General features: G+C 69.7%; 18 protein-coding genes and 1 riboswitch. Of the genes, 13 read left to right on the top strand and 5 right to left on the bottom strand.

Annotation, left to right across the window (positions count from 1 at the left end; genetic code table 11):
- The first annotated feature begins 31 nt into the window (after positions 1–31).
- Positions 32–361, top strand: a complete 330-nt coding sequence (fdxA, locus tag AC07XP_RS07345) for a ferredoxin FdxA (protein ID WP_062472491.1) — start codon at positions 32–34, stop codon at positions 359–361.
- Positions 319–1,395 (top strand): NAD(P)/FAD-dependent oxidoreductase, encoded by a 1,077-nt coding sequence (locus AC07XP_RS07340; protein WP_495264240.1) that lies wholly within the window; start codon positions 319–321, stop codon positions 1,393–1,395. The genes fdxA and AC07XP_RS07340 overlap by 43 nt, the downstream gene beginning before the upstream one ends.
- On the opposite strand, the gene AC07XP_RS07335 is transcribed toward AC07XP_RS07340, so the two are convergent.
- Positions 1,382–2,683, bottom strand: coding sequence for an aspartate aminotransferase family protein (locus tag AC07XP_RS07335; protein ID WP_495264239.1), 1,302 nt, complete (start codon positions 2,681–2,683; stop codon positions 1,382–1,384). The two genes, AC07XP_RS07340 and AC07XP_RS07335, sit on opposite strands and share 14 nt — an antisense overlap.
- 115 nt (positions 2,684–2,798) lie before the next feature.
- Between AC07XP_RS07335 and AC07XP_RS07330 the strand changes: the two genes are divergently transcribed.
- Positions 2,799–3,539 (top strand): TetR/AcrR family transcriptional regulator, encoded by a 741-nt coding sequence (locus tag AC07XP_RS07330; protein ID WP_495264238.1) that lies wholly within the window; start codon positions 2,799–2,801, stop codon positions 3,537–3,539.
- Here the strand turns inward: AC07XP_RS07330 and AC07XP_RS07325 are convergent.
- Positions 3,523–4,440: a LysR family transcriptional regulator gene (locus tag AC07XP_RS07325; protein WP_495264237.1), complete on the bottom strand. Its 918-nt coding sequence runs from the start codon at positions 4,438–4,440 to the stop codon at positions 3,523–3,525. The genes AC07XP_RS07330 and AC07XP_RS07325 overlap by 17 nt on opposite strands.
- A gap of 84 nt (positions 4,441–4,524) precedes the next feature.
- Between AC07XP_RS07325 and AC07XP_RS07320 the strand changes: the two genes are divergently transcribed.
- Genes AC07XP_RS07320 through AC07XP_RS07310 form a run of 3 tightly spaced genes read left to right on the top strand, consistent with a single transcriptional unit; the run spans position 4,525 to position 7,759 of the window.
- The gene (locus tag AC07XP_RS07320; RefSeq protein ID WP_307635685.1) at positions 4,525–5,556 is read left to right on the top strand and encodes a Bug family tripartite tricarboxylate transporter substrate binding protein; all 1,032 of its coding nucleotides are present in this window, start codon (positions 4,525–4,527) and stop codon (positions 5,554–5,556) included.
- Entirely contained in the window at positions 5,553–6,779 is a 1,227-nt protein-coding gene (locus AC07XP_RS07315; RefSeq protein WP_495264236.1) for a Rieske 2Fe-2S domain-containing protein, read from the top strand. The genes AC07XP_RS07320 and AC07XP_RS07315 overlap by 4 nt, the downstream gene beginning before the upstream one ends.
- A 5-nt stretch (positions 6,780–6,784) precedes the next feature.
- Positions 6,785–7,759, top strand: a complete 975-nt coding sequence (locus AC07XP_RS07310) for a PDR/VanB family oxidoreductase (protein ID WP_495264235.1) — start codon at positions 6,785–6,787, stop codon at positions 7,757–7,759.
- Here the strand turns inward: AC07XP_RS07310 and AC07XP_RS07305 are convergent.
- Together AC07XP_RS07305 and AC07XP_RS07300 are read right to left on the bottom strand one after the other, a co-directional pair.
- Complete coding sequence (locus AC07XP_RS07305; RefSeq protein ID WP_495264234.1) at positions 7,733–9,664, bottom strand: adenylate/guanylate cyclase domain-containing protein; 1,932 nt, start codon at positions 9,662–9,664, stop codon at positions 7,733–7,735. The genes AC07XP_RS07310 and AC07XP_RS07305 overlap by 27 nt on opposite strands.
- A gap of 125 nt (positions 9,665–9,789) precedes the next feature.
- Positions 9,790–10,566 (bottom strand): enoyl-CoA hydratase, encoded by a 777-nt coding sequence (locus AC07XP_RS07300; RefSeq protein WP_062472475.1) that lies wholly within the window; start codon positions 10,564–10,566, stop codon positions 9,790–9,792.
- 136 nt (positions 10,567–10,702) lie between these two features.
- Between AC07XP_RS07300 and AC07XP_RS07295 the strand changes: the two genes are divergently transcribed.
- Positions 10,703–11,158 carry a MarR family winged helix-turn-helix transcriptional regulator gene (locus tag AC07XP_RS07295; protein ID WP_070060883.1) on the top strand — a complete coding sequence of 152 codons (456 nt, stop codon included), beginning with the start codon at positions 10,703–10,705 and terminating at the stop codon, positions 11,156–11,158.
- 110 nt (positions 11,159–11,268) lie between these two features.
- Positions 11,269–11,373, top strand: a riboswitch (TPP riboswitch).
- Positions 11,374–11,449: 76 nt separating this feature from the next.
- Positions 11,450–12,790, top strand: a complete 1,341-nt coding sequence (locus tag AC07XP_RS07290; RefSeq protein WP_495264233.1) for a purine-cytosine permease family protein — start codon at positions 11,450–11,452, stop codon at positions 12,788–12,790.
- Here AC07XP_RS07290 and thiD read toward each other — a convergent pair.
- Positions 12,735–13,583, bottom strand: a complete 849-nt coding sequence (gene thiD / locus AC07XP_RS07285) for a bifunctional hydroxymethylpyrimidine kinase/phosphomethylpyrimidine kinase (RefSeq protein WP_495264232.1) — start codon at positions 13,581–13,583, stop codon at positions 12,735–12,737. The two genes, AC07XP_RS07290 and thiD, sit on opposite strands and share 56 nt — an antisense overlap.
- Positions 13,584–13,618: 35 nt before the next feature.
- Here thiD and AC07XP_RS07280 point away from each other — a divergent pair, with 35 nt between their 5' ends.
- The 5 genes from AC07XP_RS07280 to AC07XP_RS07260 are packed head-to-tail and all read left to right on the top strand — an operon-like array spanning position 13,619 to position 18,882.
- The gene (locus AC07XP_RS07280) at positions 13,619–14,725 is read left to right on the top strand and encodes an FAD-dependent oxidoreductase (RefSeq protein WP_495264231.1); all 1,107 of its coding nucleotides are present in this window, start codon (positions 13,619–13,621) and stop codon (positions 14,723–14,725) included.
- A 17-nt stretch (positions 14,726–14,742) separates the two neighbouring features.
- Positions 14,743–14,940, top strand: coding sequence for a sulfur carrier protein ThiS (thiS, locus tag AC07XP_RS07275; protein WP_062472460.1), 198 nt, complete (start codon positions 14,743–14,745; stop codon positions 14,938–14,940).
- Between the two features lie 38 nt (positions 14,941–14,978).
- The gene (locus AC07XP_RS07270) at positions 14,979–15,788 is read left to right on the top strand and encodes a thiazole synthase (RefSeq protein WP_495264230.1); all 810 of its coding nucleotides are present in this window, start codon (positions 14,979–14,981) and stop codon (positions 15,786–15,788) included.
- Entirely contained in the window at positions 15,785–16,744 is a 960-nt protein-coding gene (gene thiE / locus AC07XP_RS07265) for a thiamine phosphate synthase (protein ID WP_495264229.1), read from the top strand. Before AC07XP_RS07270 ends, thiE begins: the two co-directional genes overlap by 4 nt.
- The gene (locus AC07XP_RS07260; protein ID WP_495264228.1) at positions 16,741–18,882 is read left to right on the top strand and encodes a TonB-dependent siderophore receptor; all 2,142 of its coding nucleotides are present in this window, start codon (positions 16,741–16,743) and stop codon (positions 18,880–18,882) included. The genes thiE and AC07XP_RS07260 overlap by 4 nt, the downstream gene beginning before the upstream one ends.
- The last annotated feature ends 74 nt before the right edge of the window (positions 18,883–18,956 follow it).

The following is an 18,956-nucleotide window of genomic DNA, read 5'->3' as shown; positions in this document are numbered from 1 at the left end:
TCCAGCCCCTTCTCCTGACGCTAAAAGACAAATGACCCACGTCGTCTCCGAAGCCTGCATCCGTTGCAAATACACCGACTGCGTGGACGTTTGCCCCGTCGACTGTTTCCGCGAAGGTCCCAACATGCTGGTGATCGACCCGGATGAATGCATCGACTGCGCCGTCTGCATCCCCGAATGCCCGGTCAATGCGATCTACGCCGAGGAAGACCTGCCGGCCGACCAGATCGCCTTCATCAAGCTGAACGCCGAGCTGGCCCTGGCCGACGGCTGGAAGAGCATCACCAAGCGCAAGCCTGCCCTGCCCGAAGCCGAGGAGTGGAAGGACAAGACCGGCAAGATCTCGGAGCTGGTGCGCTGAGCCAGGCGCCCGCACCGATCGAGACCGACGCGCTGATCATCGGCGCCGGTCCGGTCGGCCTGTTCCAGGCCTTCCAGCTGGGCCTGCTCGAGATTTCCTGCCACATCGTCGATGCGCTGCCCGCCGCGGGCGGCCAGTGCGTGGCGCTGTACGGCCACAAGCCGATCTATGACATTCCCGGCACCCCGGTCACCAGCGGGCGCGATCTGGCGCAGTCGCTGCTGCTGCAGGTGGCGCCGTTCAAGCCGCAATTCCACTTCGGCGAGCAGGTTTCTACCCTGGCCCGCCAGGCCGACGACCGGCTCTTGCTGACCACCTCGGCCGGCACGGCCTTCCTCGCGAAGACCGTGTTCATCGCGGCCGGCGTCGGCGCCTTCGTGCCCAAGCGCATCGCGGTCGACGGCATCGGGCAGTTCGAAGGCTCGACGCTGTTCTATCACCCCGATTCGCTCGACCGCTTCGCCGGCCAGACGGTCGTGGTCAACGGTGGCGACGACATCGCCCTGGAAACGGTCATCGCCCTCACGGCACTGGCCAGGCAGGTGACGCTGGTCCACCGTCGCGACGGCTTCCAGGCCGACGAGGCGAACGTGGCCGCCATGCGCGCCCTCGTGGCCGACGGCAAGCTGGCCTTCCGGGTCGGCCAGCCGAGCGCCTTCGATGGCCGGCAGCTGCAGGTCACCACGCCCGACGCCACCACGGTCGACCTGCCGCTCGACGCGCTGGTCGCCTGCCTGGGCATTTCGCCGCGCCTGGGCCCCATCGCCGACTGGGGCCTCGAGCTGGAACGCAAGCAGGTGCCGGTCGACACCGAGAAGTACGAAACCCGCGAGCCCGGCGTGTTCGCGGTGGGCGACATCAACACCTACCCGGGCAAGAAGAAGCTCATCGTCTGCGGCTTCCACGAGGCCACGCTGGCGGCCTGGGGCGCTGCCGCGCGGGTGTTTCCGGGCAAGGCGATCCCGCTGCAGTACACGACCACCAGCACGCGCCTGCACGAACTGCTGGGCGTGGCGGGCACTACCCCGCGCTGAGCAGCAGCGGCCGGCAGGCCTCGATGAAGCTGCCCACGGCGGCGACGTAGCGATCGATATCATGCGCCGACAACGGCAGCGAGAGCACGACGAATCCACGCGGCGAGGTGTAGATCCCCTCGCTCAGCAGGTGGAAGAACAGCAGCTGCCGCAAGCGCCCGTCCACTGCCGCCAGGTCGGCCACGCGCCGCACCTCGCCCCGCAGGAAATGCGCATTCATGAGCGAGCCCACGCCGGTGAACTGCATCGCGACACCCTCGTGTTCGCACAGCGCATTGAGCCGTGATCGCATCGCCTCGCCGCGCTCGGCCAGCGCGCCCGCCGCCTCGGGCGTGAACAACTGCGTGAGACCCGCATAGCCGGCCGCCATCGTCATCACGTTGTTGTTGAAGGTGCCCGAGTGCGCGAGCGCGCCGGTGCGCGGGTCGAACTGCGCCATCACGTCGGCTCGCCCACCGAAGGCGCCGAAGGACATGCCGCCACCGATGTACTTGCCCAGCGTCGTGAGGTCGGAGCGAATGCTCAGCCCGTTCGCCAGCCCGTGCGGCCCGAGCCGCGAAGTCATCACCTCATCGAAGACCAGCAGCGCGCCGACCCGCGTGGCCCCATCACGCAATGCCTGCAGGAAATCGTGCCGCCCCGGAATGCAGCCGCTCGCGCCCTGCATCGGCTCGACCAGGATGGCGGCAATGTCCGCGCCGTGCGCGTCGATCTGCGCGCGCGCCGTGTCCGCGTCGTTGTAGGGCAGCACGAGGAAATCGAAGGGCACGGTGGTCGGCGACGGCTGGTCGCCGAAGCCGAGCACGCCGCCGTGATAACCGCCCGAGAACACCACGATCTTGCGCCGCCCCGTGAAGCGCAGCGCGGCCGTGAGCGCCATCAGGTTCGCCTCGGTGCCCGAATTGGTGAAGCGCAGTTGCTCGACCTGCGGGAAGCGCTCGCAGATCGTCTGCGCGAGCCGGCCTTCGAGCAGGTTGTGGCCCGTGAGGTTGATGCCGCCCTGCATCGCCTCGATGACGGCCTCGCGGATCTCGGGCGCCGAGTGGCCGTAGACGCCGGCCGTGTACTCGGCGATGAAGTCGGTGTAGCGGTGGCCGTCCGCGTCCCAGAGCGCCGCGCCTTCGCCCTTGGCGATGGTGAGCGGGAACGGCGCGTAGAACAGCACCGAGCGGCTGTTGGCGCCGGGCATGTAGCGCGTCTGTGCCTCGAAGCGGCGCAGGCTTTCCGGGTTGCCGTCGGTGAAGCGTTGATGGGCCTGGGCCAGGGCCTGATCGATGGCGGTCGTCATGGGAGACATCCTTTGGGAATGGAACGTACCGGGAGCGCCCGGTCCGCTTAATTGATCAATGCTCAATTAATAATATTTATACAATCAATTCACCCGCTGCACAATGGCTGCATCCATGAAGAAAAAAGCCCCCGAGCCTCGCCCCCGGACGGCCGGCCGCCCTGCCGGCGGCGCGGCACTGTCAAAGCAGCGCATCGCCGAAGCCGCGCTGGCGCACATCGACGCCTTCGGCCTCGGCGCCTTCAGCATGCGGGAAATCGCGGCGCAGCTCGGCGTGTACCCGGCCACGGTGCACTGGCATGTCAGCACGCGCGAGGCCCTGCTCGCCGAAGTCGCCGCCACGGTCATGGCGCAGGTCACGCCGCCCAGAGGCACGCTCGCCTGGCAGGACTGGATCGCCGAGCTGTTCCACCGCTGCCGCGCGGCGGTGCGGCAGCACCCGAACGTGGCGCAACTGCTCGGGGCGCAGCTGGTGTCCAACGGCAGCCTGCCGACCGAACTGGTCGAAGGCGTGCTGGCGGCGCTGACCGAGGCCGGCTTCGACGGCGAGCCGCTGCGCGAGGCCTACAACTGCGTGATCGCCGCGATGCTGGGCTTTCTGACGATGGAGTTCTCGCCCCTGCCTGCCGACAACACGCAGGCCTGGGCCGAAGAGCTGCGCGAGCGCGTCCACACGATCCGCCCGCTCGACCACCCCGTGCTCGCGCGCCACCTGCCGCAGCTGGCCAACAAGGCCTTCATCCTGCGCTGGGACAACGGCACCACCGTGCCGCTCGACAGCAGCTTCGAGCGGCACATCCAGATCACGATCGACGGGTTGGAGGCTTTCGCGCGCAGGCTCAAGCCGGCGCAGTGAGCGCGATGCGCAGCAGCGCGTCTTTCAGCCACAGCACGCCCGCATCCGAATTCGAGCGGCGGTTCCAGCAGACGACCGAGCGGTAGCCCGGCAGCTCGAAGGGCAGCGGGTGCACCGCGAGGCGATCGCGAAAGCGCTCGGCCACGCGCAGCGGCAGCACGGCCACATGGTCGGTCTGCGCCAGCAGGTCGACGATCTGGCCGAAGCTGGTCATCGCCACGCGCATGCTGCGCGTGCGCCCCTGCCGCGCCAGCACCTGGTCGATGAGGTCGTCCAGCGCCGAGCTGCCGTAGCCCAGGAACACGTGCGCTGCCTCGCAGAACGCGTCGAGCGTGGCCGCCGCGCCCAATGTCGGATGGCCGCGGCGCACCGCGACCACGTAGCGGTCTTCGTACAGCAGCGCCGATTCGCAATCGCTCGGCGGCTGCAGGCGCGGCAGCACGGCCACGTCGAAGTCGCCCTTGCGCAGGCGCTCGGTGAGCGTGAGGAACGAGCTGGTCTCCCAGTGCAGGCGGATGCGCGAGCCGCAGGCCGCGAGTTCGTTGGCGAGCGTGGGCAACAGCAGGTGGCTGGCGTAGTCGCTGCCCGAGATGCGAAAGATGCGCTGCGACGACGCCGGCTCGAAGCCCTCGCCGGGCTCCAGCATCGCCGACAGGTCGGCCAGCACGCGCTCGACCTGGCCGGCCAGCGCATGGGCGCGCGCGGTGGGCTCCACGCCGTGGGCCGTGCGCGTGAACAGCGGATCGTTGAAGGTGTCGCGCAGCCGGTTGAGCGAGGCACTCACCGCCGGCTGGCTCAGGAAGAGCCGGGTCGCCGCGCGCGACACGCTGCGTTCGCGCATCAGGGCATCGAAGGTCCGCAGCATGCCGACGTCGAGGCTGCGGATATCACGTTGGGCCATATCTCATATTCAAAGCTTCGAATTGCCCGCGGGGCAGGCTGTCCGTATCGTCCAGCGCACAAGTACAACACGACTGGAGACACGATGAATCGGTTCAGACCCTCGCCGCCCGAAGCACATGCGGCGGACAAGACGTGCACCACGCGCCGCCATGCACTCGGTGTGCTCGGTGCCGGCTTCGCGGCCCTCGCCGCCGGCCCCGCCTTCGCACAGCCCGCGCCCTTTCCCAACCGCGTGGTGCGCATCGTGCCCTTCGGCTCGCCCGGCGGACCGATGGACGCCATCGCCCGCGTCTATGCCGAGAAGCTCAAGGCGCGCTGGAACCAGCCGGTGATCGTCGAGGCCCGCCCCGGCGCCAGCGGCACCATCGCGGCCGATGCCGTCGCCAAGGCCGCGCCCGACGGCTACACCGTGCTGCTCACGCTGCCGCTCACGCACATCAACAACGTGGTGCTGCAACCCAAGCTGCCCTACGACCCGGTGAAAGACTTCGAGCCGCTGTCGCAACTGGCCACGGGCGGCCCGATGCTGATCGCCCGCGCCTCGGCGCCCTTCTCCACCGTGCGCGAGTTCGTGGCCTACGCCAAGGCGCATCCCGGCGTTTCGTACGGCACCTGGGGCAACGGCTCCAACGCGCACCTGTTCGGCGAACTGCTGGCGCGCCAGAACCACATCGACCTCGTGCACGTGCCCTACAAGGCCGAGGCCGCCGCGCACAACGACATGTTCGGCGAAGCGCTGGGCGTGGCCTGGGCCAACCCTGCGACCGCACGCGGCCTCGCACAGGCCGGGCGCATCAAGGTGCTGGGCATCACGGGCCGCCAGCGCGTGCGCTCGATGCCCAACGTGCCGACCTTCACCGAACAGGGCTTTGCAGGCTTCGACCTCGACAGCTGGATCGGTGTGTACGCGCCCGCCCGCACGCCGCAGCCCGTGCTCGACGAATGGTCGCTCGCGCTGCGCGAGATCACGAAGCTGCCCGACATCCAGGAGCGGCTGGCCGGCTACGGCTTCGAGCCGCTGGGCAGCACGCCCGCCGAATTCCGTGCCGGCTACAAGGCCGACTTTCCCCGCGTGGCGGACCTGATCAAGGCCGCAGGAGTCACCCCCGAATGAGCGCCGTCGCCCCCCCTTCCGCCACGTCCGAGTGGCAACCCATCGCCTTCGACACCGGTACCGCCTACGGCCGCAAGGCGCCGAGCCACAAACCCGAGCTGACCGAGGTCGGCGCGGGCACGCCCATGGGCGAGCTGCTGCGCCGCTACTGGCACCCCATCGGCCTGGCCGCCGACGCCACCGACACGCCGCGCCAGGTGCGCGTGCTGGGCGAAGACCTCATCCTGTTCCGCGACAAGAAAGGCCGCGCGGGCCTCGTGCACTGGCGCTGCGCCCACCGCGGGGCCTCGCTGTACTACGGGCGCGTGGAAGAAGAAGGCATCCGCTGCTGCTACCACGGCTGGATGTTCGACGTGCAGGGCCACTGCGTCGACCAGCCCTGCGAACCCGATGGCGGTGCGCGCAGCCGCGGCCGCGTGCGCCAGCCCTGGTACCCGGTGCAGGAGCAATACGGCCTGGTCTGGGCGTACCTTGGCCCGGCCGAGAAGAAGCCCGTGCTGCCACGCTACGACTGCCTCGAAACCATGGACGACGGCGAGACCCTGGAAGCCGACGGCAACAGCATCGGCGGCGGCGGGCCGCAGGTCATTCCGTGTAACTGGCTACAGCACTACGAGAACGTGGCCGACCCCTTCCACGTGCCCGTGCTGCACGGCAGCTTCAGCGGCACGCAGTTCGTGGCGCTCATGGGTCAGATGCCCGACGTGAGCTTCGAGAGCACCGAGACCGGAGTGACGATCACCTCGATCCGCACGCTCGAGGACGGCAGCACCTTCCGCCGCGTGGCCGGCCCCGTGCTGCCGACGCTGCGCGTGGTGCCCAACCCGCGCGTGGCCGCCTACGGGCGCGTCGAGTCGATCGGCTGGGTGCTGCCGATCGACGACCACAGCTTTCGCATCTACACCGTCGGCCGGGTGAAAAACCCCGGCGACCTTGCCCGCGTGCGCTCGCGCCTGAACGGCAAGCTGTGGGAAGAGTTGAGCGAGGCCGAGCACCGCGCCTTCCCCGGCGACTACGAGGCGCAGGTGAGCCAGGGCGCCATCACGGCGCATTCGGAAGAGCACCTGGCCTCGTCCGACCGCGGCATCGTGATGCTGCGCCGACTGCTGCAACGCCAGCTCGACGCGCTACGCGAAGGCCGCGACCCGGCCGGCGTGAGCTTCGACCCCGCGGCCCCGCCCGTGCAGTTCGAGGCCGGCAACTTCCTCATGCCCAAGGAATGAATGGCGTGTCGAGCGGTGCAGGCATCGCGGTGCGGGTGGCGCGCAAGACGGTCGAGGCCGAAGGCGTGGCCGGCTTCAGGCTGGTACCCGTCGATGGCGAGCGCTTGCCGGCCTTCACGGCGGGCGCGCACATCGACGTCGCACTGCCCGGCGGGCTCGTGCGCCAGTATTCGCTGTGCAACGCATCGGCCCCTGGCGACGAGGGGCACTACGAAATCGGCGTGCTGCGCGACGCCGCCTCGCGCGGCGGCTCGCGGGCGATGCACGACGCCGTCCATGAGGGCTCGGTGTTGCAGATCAGCCCGCCTCGCAACCTCTTCGCGCTCGACGAAAGCGCAACGCACAGCCTGCTGCTGGCCGGCGGCATCGGCGTGACGCCGCTGCTGTCGATGGCGCAGCGGCTGGCCGCGCTGGGGGCCGACTTCGCGCTGCACTGCTGCAGCCGCTCGGCGGCGCGCGCGCCCTACCGGCGGCGGCTCGAAGACAGCACGTTCACAGACAAGGTGTTCTTTCACCACGACGACGGCCCGCCCGCACAGCACATCGACCTCGCGGCGACCCTCGGCTGTCCGACTCCGGGCCGACACGTCTATGTCTGCGGCCCCTCGGGCTTTCTCGAGGCCGTGCGCACGACCGCACGCGCCCTGCATTGGGCGGACACGCAGGTGCACTTCGAGTCGTTCTCGGGCGCCGCACCGCCAGCCGATGGACAGGGCAGCTTCGAGGTCGAACTGCACCGCTCGCGCCGCGTCGTCCACATCCCCACGACGATGACGGTGCTGGACGCGCTCGCCGCCGAAGGCATCGAGATCCCGGTCTCGTGCGCGCAGGGCGTCTGCGGCACCTGCCTCACGCGTGTGCTCGCGGGCGAGGTCGCGCACCACGACCTCTACCTGACGCCGGCCGAGCAGGCGGCCAACGACTGCTTCCTGCCCTGCTGCTCGCGGGCCCGCTCACCGAGGTTGGTGCTCGACCTCTAGCAGCTCGTAGAGCACCATCTGCGTCTGCCGCCCGCGCAGCTCGACCTGCTCCTCGATGCGCCGCGTGGCCAGGCGCCCGCCCAGCCCTTCGAAGGTCGCCTCGGACATCAGCGTGCGCGTGCCCAGCTGCTTGTTGGTGCCCTCGATGCGGCTGGCCGCGTTGATCACGTCGCCCAGCGCGGTGTACGACAGCCGGTCGCTCGAGCCGAGCACCCCGGCGATCACGACGCCGGTGTGCATGCCGATGCGCGTGCGAAAAGGCTGCAGGCCCTCGGCCTGCCAGCGGCGGTTGAGCTCGGTCATCTCGGCGTGCAGTTCGAGCGAGGCCGCGCAGGCGCGGTACTCCGCGTCGGGCAGGTCGGTGGGCGCGCCCCACAGCACCATGATGCCGTCGCCCATGAACTTGTCGATCACGCCGCCGTGGCGCGCGAACACGCGGGTGGCGAGGTTGAAGTAGTCGGTCAGCTGCCGCATCAGCAGATCGGCCGGCATCGATTCCGCGATGGCCGTGAATCCTTCCACGTCGGTGAACATCGCGGTGATGCGACGCGGCGACCCGTTGGGTTCGAGTGCGTGCCCTTCGGCGATGAGCTGGCGGATCACGTCCACCGGCACGAACTTGCGAAAGGCCTGCAGGCTGCGCGCGGAATCGTCCAGCGCCTGGTTCAGGTGCTGGATCTCGAGCACGCGGCTCGACTCGCGCGGCAGGTCGTCGAGCTCGAGCCGCCCGATGCGCCGCGCCGTGCGCGAGAGGTTCTCGATTGGCGCGGTCACCAGCTTCGACAGGCGCAGCGAAATGAAGAGCGCGATCGCCAGGAATGCCAGCACCAGCAGCAGCGACCACAGCACGTTGCGATGCAGTGCACCCAGCAGCGCCTCTTCGGGCTCCCAGCTCACCAGATGCCAGTCGGTGGCGGGAATGCGCGAGGTCTGCACCTGGTAGTGCATGCCCTCGTGCACGAGGGCAAAGGCCATGTCCTCGGTCCAGCCGCGGCTGCCGTTGGCCAGCATGTGGGTGTGCAGCGCACCGAGCACGCCCTCGTCCGGGTCTTCGAGCACGCGCACGGAATGCGGGTGATCGCTGCGTGCGATCACGTGGTGGTCGGCGCTCAGCAAGGCACTGTGGCCGTGGCCCGTGCCACCGAACAGGCGCACGAGGTTCGAGAGATGCCCCAGCGACACGCTGGCGACCGCCACCATCGTCTGCGTGACGCCCTCCTCGTCCTGCCGCCGGCTCGGCCGCGCGTGGCTCACGCCCAGTTCCTTCATCGAGGGCAGCACGAAGGGCGCGGTCCACACGGCGCGCTGCGCCTTCTCGGCCTGCGTGAACCAGTCCTGGTGCACCGGGTCGTCTTCGCTGCGGAAGGCCTCGATGCGCGTGGTCTCGTAGCGCCGCCGCGGGTCTTCGTCGTCGTCGCTGTCGGGCGGCGACTTGTACTCCCAGGTCTCGGTGGTGGTGCGACCTTCGCGCAGCACCTGCCGCACCACCGACACGGGGTGGCGCATGGCCATCAAGAAATGGCCGTCGTCGCTGCCCACGCCGATGCTGTCGATTTCGGGTGTCTGTTCCAGCGCGGCCCAGAGCAGCTCGGCAGTCTGCTCGCCATCGTGGCCCGCCGGGTGCAGGTCGGGCGTGTGGGCGATGGCGCGCACCAGGCCCTCGGTCTTGGCCAGGAAGGCGAGGATGTTGTCCTCGACCCGGTCGTGGTTGACCTTGTGCGCCGACTCGCCCACCTTCGACACCAGCTTCTCCGCCCCCCAGTAGCCGAAGGCCACCAGCAGCAGCGACTGCAGCAGCGCGACCGCGCAGATGATCGTGCCGACGTCGACCCGGAAGCGCCGCAGCCGCGCGTGGGGTGCGGGCGATGAGGCCGGTGGTTCCGGGTGCTTGCGGTCGTCTGTCATGTGCGGGGAGCCTCCAGGGCATTCGAAGGCGCCCTCGTGGCGGAGATTCTCACCCGGGCCGTGGGCCCGCGGACCGGCGCATCACGGGTCGGTCGACATCTGGACGATGACCGGCCCGCTTGCCGTTACGCCGCAGTCTTTGAGAAGTCAGGGGCCCGCTTCTCGGCGAACGCCGTGAAGGCTTCGCGCGCTTCGGGACTCTGGAGGCGCTCCACGAACTGCGCGCCTTCGAGGTCCATCTGGGCTGCAACGGCCGCGCCCTGCTTCATCAGGCCCTTCGTCAGCTTCAACGAGCCCGCGGCACGGCTGGCGAGCAGCTCGGCAACCTTCTGCGCCTCGCCGTGCAGGTCCGACACAGGAACGACCCGGTTCGCGATGCCCCAGGCCAAGGCCTGTGCAGCGGACACCGGCAGGCCCAGCGCAAACATCTCGTAGGCACGAACGTGGCCGATGCGGGCAGGCAGCAGCAGGCTCGACGCCGCTTCGGGAACCAGCGCCAGGTTGACGAACGGCGTGGACAGCAGCGCATCCTCAGCCAGCACGACGAAGTCGCAGTGCAACAGCAAGGTGGTCCCCACGCCGACTGCGCGTCCGTTGACCGCCGCAATCACCGGGCGCGTTGAACTCGCCAACGCACGCAGGAAGCGGGCGACATGGCGCTCTTCGTTGCCGGCCTTCCCGGCAGCCACGGCAGCAAATTCGCCCAGGTCGTTGCCCGAGGTGAACATGCCACCTTCGCCTCGCATCACGATGGCCCGGACGGACGGGTCGCTCTCGGCGCCTGCGATGGCATCGGCCAGACGGCCATACATGGCATTGGTCAGTGCGTTCATCTTCTCCGGCCTGGCCAGCGTGAGGGTCAGGACACCCTGGGTGGATTCGACGGTCACGTATTCGGTCATAGGTTCTCCTGGTTGCCCTCTCGCACCGTGCGAGAGGGATGGCATTTAATTCGCACGCGAAGTATATGCTTCGCGTGCGAAATAAATACGGATAAGATGTAACCTGCCGCGCCTTCGCCCAGGCCACAGGAATCCGATGAAAGCTCAAAAAAAATACAGGCTGGTGTTTCTTCTGAACGTCGCCCAGCGGGCGGTGCAGCGCTGGAAAGAAACCCGCGGCGACGCCCTGCCCGCGCTGTCGGCAGCCCAGGCCGGCACGATGTTTTTCCTGTCGGCCAACGATGGCGCCCTGACGGGAGAAGTCGCGCAGGCACTGAACATCGGTGCCCCGGCCATGTCCGGCCTTGCCGCCCGGCTCGAAAAGGCCGGCTACCTGACCCGCGCGCAAGACCCGAACGACGGGCGCGCATTCCGCCTGTACCAGACCGAGGAAGGACGGCTTGCGGGACAGCGTGCAAAGGCCGGGCTCGGCGCGTTGAACGCACGGCTGACCCAGGGTTTCAGCGACGAAGAGATGGCAATCGTCGGCCGGTGGCTCGAATCGGTGGTCGAGAATTTTTCCGCCGAAGGCGCGGGAAAGCACGAGGAATAGGCCCTCGGCCCCGGCACGCCATCGGTGCGGCGGGTGCAAGGCCCGCTGTGGCCGGATTCTTCCGTGCGCAGGAACTTTTCGGTGCGTCTGCGACACACGCGCCTAAAATGACATTTCGCTAGGGGTGCTGCACCGGTTTCGACCGGTGTGGCTGAGAAAGTCCCTTTGAACCTGACTGAGGTAATCCTCGCGCAGGGAAGCTGGTCCGGTGGCCTGTCGCGTTGTCTCGCGCGACGGCCACGCCACTGGAGCCTCGCCCACCTGCCAAACCTTTTGCACTGGAGCAAACGGATGGCACACAACGACAACGACAGTTCCGCTTCGTCCGGCAACGAAGCGCTCACGCCCCTGCCCGCCGCCCGGCGCGTCTTCGGCTGGCACGACCACGCCTCGCTGTGGTTCAGCCTCGGCGTCGGGCTGCTGGTAATGCAGATCGGCGCCTACCTGGTGCCGGCCGTGGGCACGCGCGACGCGACGCTGGCGATCGTGCTGGGCTCGCTGCTCGGCGCCGGGCTGCTGGCCTGGACGGCGCGGCTGGGCTGCGAAACCGGGCTGGCCAGCGCCGGACTGATGCACGCCACCTACGGCAGCGCCTTCGCGCGGCTGCCGGTGCTGCTCAACATCGTGCAGCTGGTGGGCTGGACCACCTTCGAACTCGTGATCATGCGCGAGGGCACACAGGCCATCGGGCAGCAGGCCTTCGGCGCCGCGCTGGGCACGGCCTGGGGCGGCGTGCTGACCACCCTGTTGTGGGGCGCGGTGCTGCTGGCGCTGCTCGCGGGCTCGATGGTGAAGCTGGTGCGCCGCTTCGTGAGCCGCTTCGGCCTGCCGCTGGTGGTGCTGTCGCTGCTGTGGCTCAGCTGGCAGTTCGCCACGCAGTTGCACGCCAAGGGCCTGGACGCCTTCTGGGCACGGCCGGGCAACGGCAGCATGGGCATGTTCAGCGCGCTCGACCTCGTGATCGCGATGCCGGTGTCGTGGCTGCCGCTGGTGGCCGACTACGCGCGCCACGGCAAGCGCAGCGCGGGGGGCGGCCTGGGCAGCGCGTTCAGCGGCACCTGGATCGGCTACGCGCTCGCCAACATCTGGTGCTATGCGCTGGGCGTGATGGTGGTGAGCGTGGCCGAACCGGGCACCAGCCTGGTCATGGCGCTGCTGCTGGCGCAGGGCGGCCTGGTGGCGCTGGGCCTGATCCTCATCGACGAACTCGACAACGCCTATGGCGACGTGTACTCGGGCTCGGTGTCCACGCACAGCCTGCTGCCGCGCTGGAGCGTGAAGCGCTGGGGCCTGCTGCTGGCGGTGCTGTGCATCGGCCTCGCGCTGGTGCTGCCGATGCACACGCTCGAACCTTTCCTGCTGCTGCTGAGCTCGGTGTTCGTGCCGCTGTACGGCGTGATCCTCGGGCGGCTCGGCAGCGGCCACGCCGTGTCGGCCAGCGGCACGCGCACCATCGACTGGGGCGCGGCGCTGATCTGGCTCGCGGGCATCGCGGCCTACCACGCGCTCGCCAAATGGGCGCCGCAGTTCGGCTCGGCGTTGCCGACGCTGGCGGCGACCTTCGTGCTGGCCTGGCTCAGCCGCCCGACAGCGGCACGCGGTGGGTCGGCACTGGCGCAAAGCCGTGGTTGAGCGGACCGTGGCCCGCGCCGACCAACACATCCGCACCGGCGCGCATCGCGCCGAGGATGTACGCGCGTGCGCGCTCGACCGCGTCGGGCAGCGCCAGGCCCAGTGCCAGATGCGCGGCGATGGCCGACGAGAGCGTGCAGCCGGTGCCGTGCAGGTTGCGGCTGGCGATGCGTTGCGACGCGAGTCGCTTGCGCGCGCCGCTGCGCTCCAGCAGCACGTCGACCACCTCGTCGCCCGGCAGGTGGCCGCCCTTGAGCAGCACGGCCTTGGCACCGAGCGCGAGCAGTTCGTCGGCCGCGCCGTCGAGCGCGTCGATGCCGCCGATGGCGTGGCCGACCAGCAAGGCGGCTTCGTCGAGGTTGGGCGTGACCACCACGGCACGCGGGAACAGCTCGCGCACCAGCACCTGCACGGTCTCGGCCGCGATCAGGCGGTCGCCGCTGGTGGCGATCATCACGGGGTCGAGCACCACGTTCTTCAGCTGGTAGCGGTCGATGGCCCAGGCCACCACCTCGACCACCTCGGGCGCGTGCAGCATGCCGAGCTTGACGGCGTCGACGCCGATGTCTTCCACCACGGCCTGGATCTGCGCCTTGAGGAAGTCGGGCGGCACGCCGTGGATGCCCGAGACGCCCACCGTGTTCTGCGCGGTGAGCGCGGTGATGGCCGTCATGCCGTAGCAGCCGAGGGCCGCGAAGGTCTTGAGGTCGGCCTGGATGCCGGCGCCGCCGCCGCTGTCCGAGCCGGCGATGGAGAGCACGCGTGCGTAGCGCTGGGTGGGTGCTTGGGTCATGTCGAAAATTATCGGCGAGCCGACGGAGGTGCCGCATGAGCGCACCGCATCCCCTGCCTTTCGGCTCGGCGGCGATCCTCGGCGCGGGCCTGATGGGCCGGCTGCTCGCGGTCGAGCTGGCGCGCGCCGGCTGCCGCATCGACCTGTACGAAGCCGGCAGCCCCGACGCCGAAGGCGCAGCCGCACGCGTCGCCGCCGCCATGCTCGCGCCGCTGGCCGAATCGGCCGTGGCGCCGGTGTCGGTCGTGCGCATGGGCCAGCACGCGCTGTCGCGCTGGCCCGAGCTGCTGGCGCCGCTGGCGCAGCCCGTGTTCTTCCAGCGCGAAGGCACGCTGGTGCTGTGGCATCGGCAGGACGCCGCCGAGGCTACGCGGCTCGCGGGCGTGCTGGCGCGCACCGGCGCGCAGGTGCCCGAGCTGGCGCCGATGCAGGCACTCGACACGCCCGCCGCCATCGCCGCGCTGGAGCCCTCGCTGGGCACGCGCTTCGCCTGCGGCCTGTACCTGCCGGGCGAAGGCCAGCTCGACAACCGTGCGCTGCTGGCGTCGCTGCGCGCCACTCTGGAAGCCGATGCGCGCGTGACTCTGCACTGGCAATCGCCGCGTGCGCCCTCCGACTTTTCGCCCGGCACGGCGGGCCAGCCCGACTGGGTGATCGACTGCCGAGGCCTCGGCGCCAAGCCGCAATGGAACGCACTGCGCGGTGTGCGCGGCGAGGTGATCCGCGTGCATGCGCCCGAGGTCACGCTGCAGCGCCCCACGCGCCTCGTGCATCCGCGCTATCCGCTGTACATCGCGCCCAAGCCCGATCACCTGTTCGTGATCGGCGCGACCGAGATCGAGTCGGACGACCTGTCGCCCGCCAGCGTGCGCTCCACGCTCGAGCTGCTGAGCGCGGCCTACGCAGTGCACAGCGGCTTTGCCGAGGCGCGCATCGTCGAGATCGCGACGCAATGCCGGCCCACGCTGCCCGACAACCTTCCCGCCATTCGCCAGCCGCAGCCGCGCGTGCTGCAGATCAACGGCCTGTACCGCCACGGCTTCATGATCGCGCCCGCCCTGCTCGACGCGGCGATGGAACTGCTGGCGCACGGCCGTTCCACGCTCGCACGCGGCTTCGGCATGGACGTGCCCGACGCATGACGACAACGACATCGACGATGAACATCCTGATCAACGACAAGCCCTGCACGCTGCCCGAGGGCGCGCTGCTTGCCGACGCGCTGGCCGTGCTGCAGGCCGTGCCGCCTTTCGCGGTGGCGGTGAACCGCGAGTTCGTGCCGCGCTCGGCCTATGCCACGCACCCGCTGCACGCCGACGACCGCGTCGAGGTGATCCGCCCGGTGACCGGCGGCTGAACGAACGCACCAGAGACAAGACGATGGAGACGACAACCATGACCAATCCCGATCCCCTGGTCCTCTACGGCCAGACCTTCCACAGCCGCCTGCTGCTGGGCACCGCGCGCTACCCGTCGCCCGACGTGCTCGAAGCCGCCGTACAGCGCGCCCAACCCGCGATGCTGACCGCCTCGCTGCGCCGTCAGACCGCCAGCCAGGGCTCTGGCAACAGCGACCTCGGCAACGGCTTCTGGGAGCTGCTGCGCAAACTGGCCGTGCCGGTGCTGCCCAACACCGCCGGCTGCCACAGCGTGCAGGAGGTGATCGCCACCGCACAGATGGCGCGCGAGCTGTTCGACACGCCGTGGATCAAGCTCGAGCTCATCGGCGACGACTACACGCTGCAGCCCGACACGCTGAACCTCGTCGATGCGGCGTCGCAGCTGATCCGCGACGGCTTCCACGTGCTGCCGTACTGCACCGAAGACCTGGTGCTGTGCCAGCGCCTCGTCGATGTCGGCTGCCAGGCCGTGATGCCCTGGGCAGCGCCCATCGGCACGGGGCGCGGGCCGGTCAACCCGTATGCGCTGCGCCTGCTGCGCGAAAGGCTGCAGGTGCCGATGCTGGTCGACGCGGGCCTCGGCCTGCCCTCGCATGCGTGCCAGGTGATGGAGTGGGGCTACGACGGCGTGCTGCTCAACACCGCCGTCGCGCTCGCACAGGAGCCAGTCACCATGGCCGGCGCGTTCGCCGATGCGGTGCAGGCCGGCCGCGCCGCCTACCGCGCCGGCGCGATGGCCGCACAGGACGCCGCGCAACCCAGCACGCCCGTGCTCGGCACACCCTTCTGGCACCACGCACCATGAACCCCATCGACACCACCAACGCCCGCGCCGTGGCGCAAGCCATCGTCGCGGCCCACGGCCTGCGCTTCGGCGCCGCCACGGCCACGGCCGTGAGCGGCGCGCCGCGCTTTACCTCCGACGACGCCATCTATCGGGGCGCCAAACAGGCCTGCACCGCGCTCGGCTTCATCGAGATCGACGCCGAATGCCTCGCCCATGCGTGGCGCGCGCAGACCGAACGGCTCAGCCAGTTCGACGCGTCGGCATGGCCCGATGCGCCGGTCGATTTCGGCATGGGCCCGTTTCCGCCGACCGCGCGCGCCGACGCCTTTCCGCCCTGCCCCGAACGGCTCGGCCTCTACGCCGTGCTGCCCGATGCGGCATGGGTCGGCCGCATGGCGCGCGCCGGCGTGCCGACGGTGCAGCTGCGCTTCAAGTCGGACGACGCCGAGGCCGTCGCGCGCGAAGTGCAGGCCGCCGTCGATGCGGTGCGCGGCACGGGTGCGCTGCTCTTCATCAACGACCACTGGCAGGTCGCCATCGCAGCCGGCGCCTACGGCATCCACCTCGGGCAGGAAGACCTCGACGCGCTGTCGCCCGATGAACTGCATCAGCTGCGCGCCTCGGGCCTGCGGCTCGGCGTGAGCACCCATGGCTATGCCGAGATGGTGCGTGCCGACGCGGTGAGCCCGAGCTACATCGCGATGGGCGCCATCTACCCGACCACGCTCAAGAAGATGGCGACCGCGCCGCAGGGCGTGGCGCGGCTCGCGGCCTACGCGCGCCTGCTGCGCGGCTACCCGCAGGTGGGCATCGGCGGCGTCGATGCCGTGCGGTTGCCCGAGGTGCTCGCCACCGGCGTCGGCTCGGTCGCCGTGGTGCGCGCGCTGGTCGCCGCCGACGACCCCGAGGCCACGGCCGCGCAATGGATGACGGCAATGCACGCCGCCCCCGGTTCCCCTGAACGCACAGAATGAACGCTCGACTTTTCTCGCACTCCCCGCTCTCGCGCGCGCTTGCCGCCGCCCTCCTCACTTTCGGCGCCTGCGGCACGCATGCGCAATCGCAGTCGCAGGCCTTGCCCGAGGTCACCGTGAACGACGGCGCCGCCGCGCCGCAGGCCGAGATCAGCGGCTTCGGCGATGTGCCGCTGCGCGAGCTGCCGCTGTCGGCCACCATCATCGACAGCCAGCAACTGCGCAGCAGCGGCGCACGCCGCCTCGCCGACCTGACGCAGTTCGACGCCTCGGTCACTGACGCCTACAACTCCGCCGGCTACTGGGACTACCTCACGGTGCGCGGCTTCGTGCTCGACAACCGCTTCAACTACCGGCGCGAAGGCCTGCCGATCAGCGCCGAGACGGCGATCCCGCTCGATAACAAGGAGCGCATCGAGATCCTGCGCGGCACCAGCGGCATCCAGGCCGGCACCAGCGCGCCGGGCGGGCTCGTCAACTACGTGGTCAAGCGCCCGACCGAGCAGGACCTGCGCACCATCCGCCTCGAAACCACGAGCCGCGGCAGCGTGCTCAGCGCGCTCGACTTGGGTGGGCGCTTCGGCGAGAACCGTCAGTTCGGCTACCGGCTCAACGTGGCCGGCGAAAAGCTCAAACCGCTCACGCACAACCTGGACGGCAGCCGCCGCCTCTTCTCGCTCGCGGCCGACTGGCGCATCACACGCGACTCGGTGCTCGAGTTCGAGGTGGAGCAAAGCCACAAGCAGCAGCCGAGCCAGAACGGCTACAGCCTGCTGGGCAACACGCTGCCCCGGCCGGTCGATCCGCGCGTCAACCTCAACAACCAGCCGTGGTCGCAGCCCTCGGTGTTCAAGGCGCTGACCGGCACGGTGCGCTTCAGCCAGGCGCTGAATGCCGACTGGCGCTGGAGCGCGCAGATCGGCCAGCAGCGCCTGAAGACCGACGACCGGCTGGCCTACGCCTTCGGTTGCGGCGCCGAAGGCAACTACGACCGCTATTGTTCCGACGGCACCTTCGACGTGTACGACTTCCGCAGCGAGAACGAGCGCCGCACGCAAACCGCGGGCAGCCTCAACCTCAAGGGCAACGTGATGACGGGCAGCGTGCGCCACGAGCTGGGCTTCGGCCTGCTGCAAAGTCGCGTACGCAACCGCTTCCAGGACCAGGCCTATAACTACGTCGGCACCGGCAACATCTGGGCCACCGCGATGACGCCGGCCGACCCGCGCCTGACCGACGCGAACACCAACCGCAACGAGCGCTCAACCGAGCTGTCGGTGCAGGACGCGATCCGCTGGAACGACCGCTTCACGACCTGGATCGGCGCGCGGCACACGCGGCTGTCGCGCGACAGCATCCGCACCGACGGCTCGCGCCCCACCGGCTACAGCGACAGCATCACCACGCCGTGGATCGCGGCCAGCTACACGATCCAGCCCGGACTGCTCGCCTATGCGAGCTGGGGCAAGGGCGTCGAGTCGCAGGTCGTGCCGAACAAGAGTTCGCAGTACGCGAACGCGGGCGAGGCGCTGCCCGCGCTGCAATCGCGCCAGTGGGAACTGGGCCTGAAGGGCGGCGACGCGGCGTTCAACTGGCAGGTCGCGTGGTTCAACATCTCGCGCCCGATGACCAACCTCGACCTGTGCGGCGCGTCCTGCACGGTGCGCAACGACGGCCGCGCGGTGCATCGCGGCCTCGAAGCCGGCGCGCAATGGGCCGGCGGCCCCTGGCGCCTGGGCGGCAGCTTCGCGCTCATCGACGCCAAGCGGCGCGGCAGCACGACCGCGCCCGAACTCAACGGACAGGCGCCCACCAACGTGCCCAAGCAGGTGCTGCGCGCGCAGGCCGCGTACCGCTTCGCGTCGGTGCCGGGCCTCGAACTCGCGGGACAGCTGTCGTACGAAGGTCGCCGCAACGTGCTGCCCGACGGCTCGATCCGTCTGCCGTCGTGGACGCGCCTGGATGCGGTGCTGCGCTACGACACCAAGCTGGCCGGCATGGCCACGAGCTGGACGCTGGCTGTCGACAACCTGTTCGATCGCCGCTACTGGAAGGAATCGCCCTACCAGTTCAGCCACGTCTACCTGTTCCCCGGCGCGCCGCGCACGCTGCGCCTGGGCGTGAGCATCGCGATGTGACGACATGAGCGGGGCGCTTCGTCTTCGTCATCGCGGCTTCGTTGCCACGAATTCGTTGCGCGGGCGCCGCGTTG

Source organism: Variovorax sp. GW531-E2 (assembly GCF_059423125.1).
This window is presented reverse-complemented; position numbering and strand designations above follow the sequence as displayed.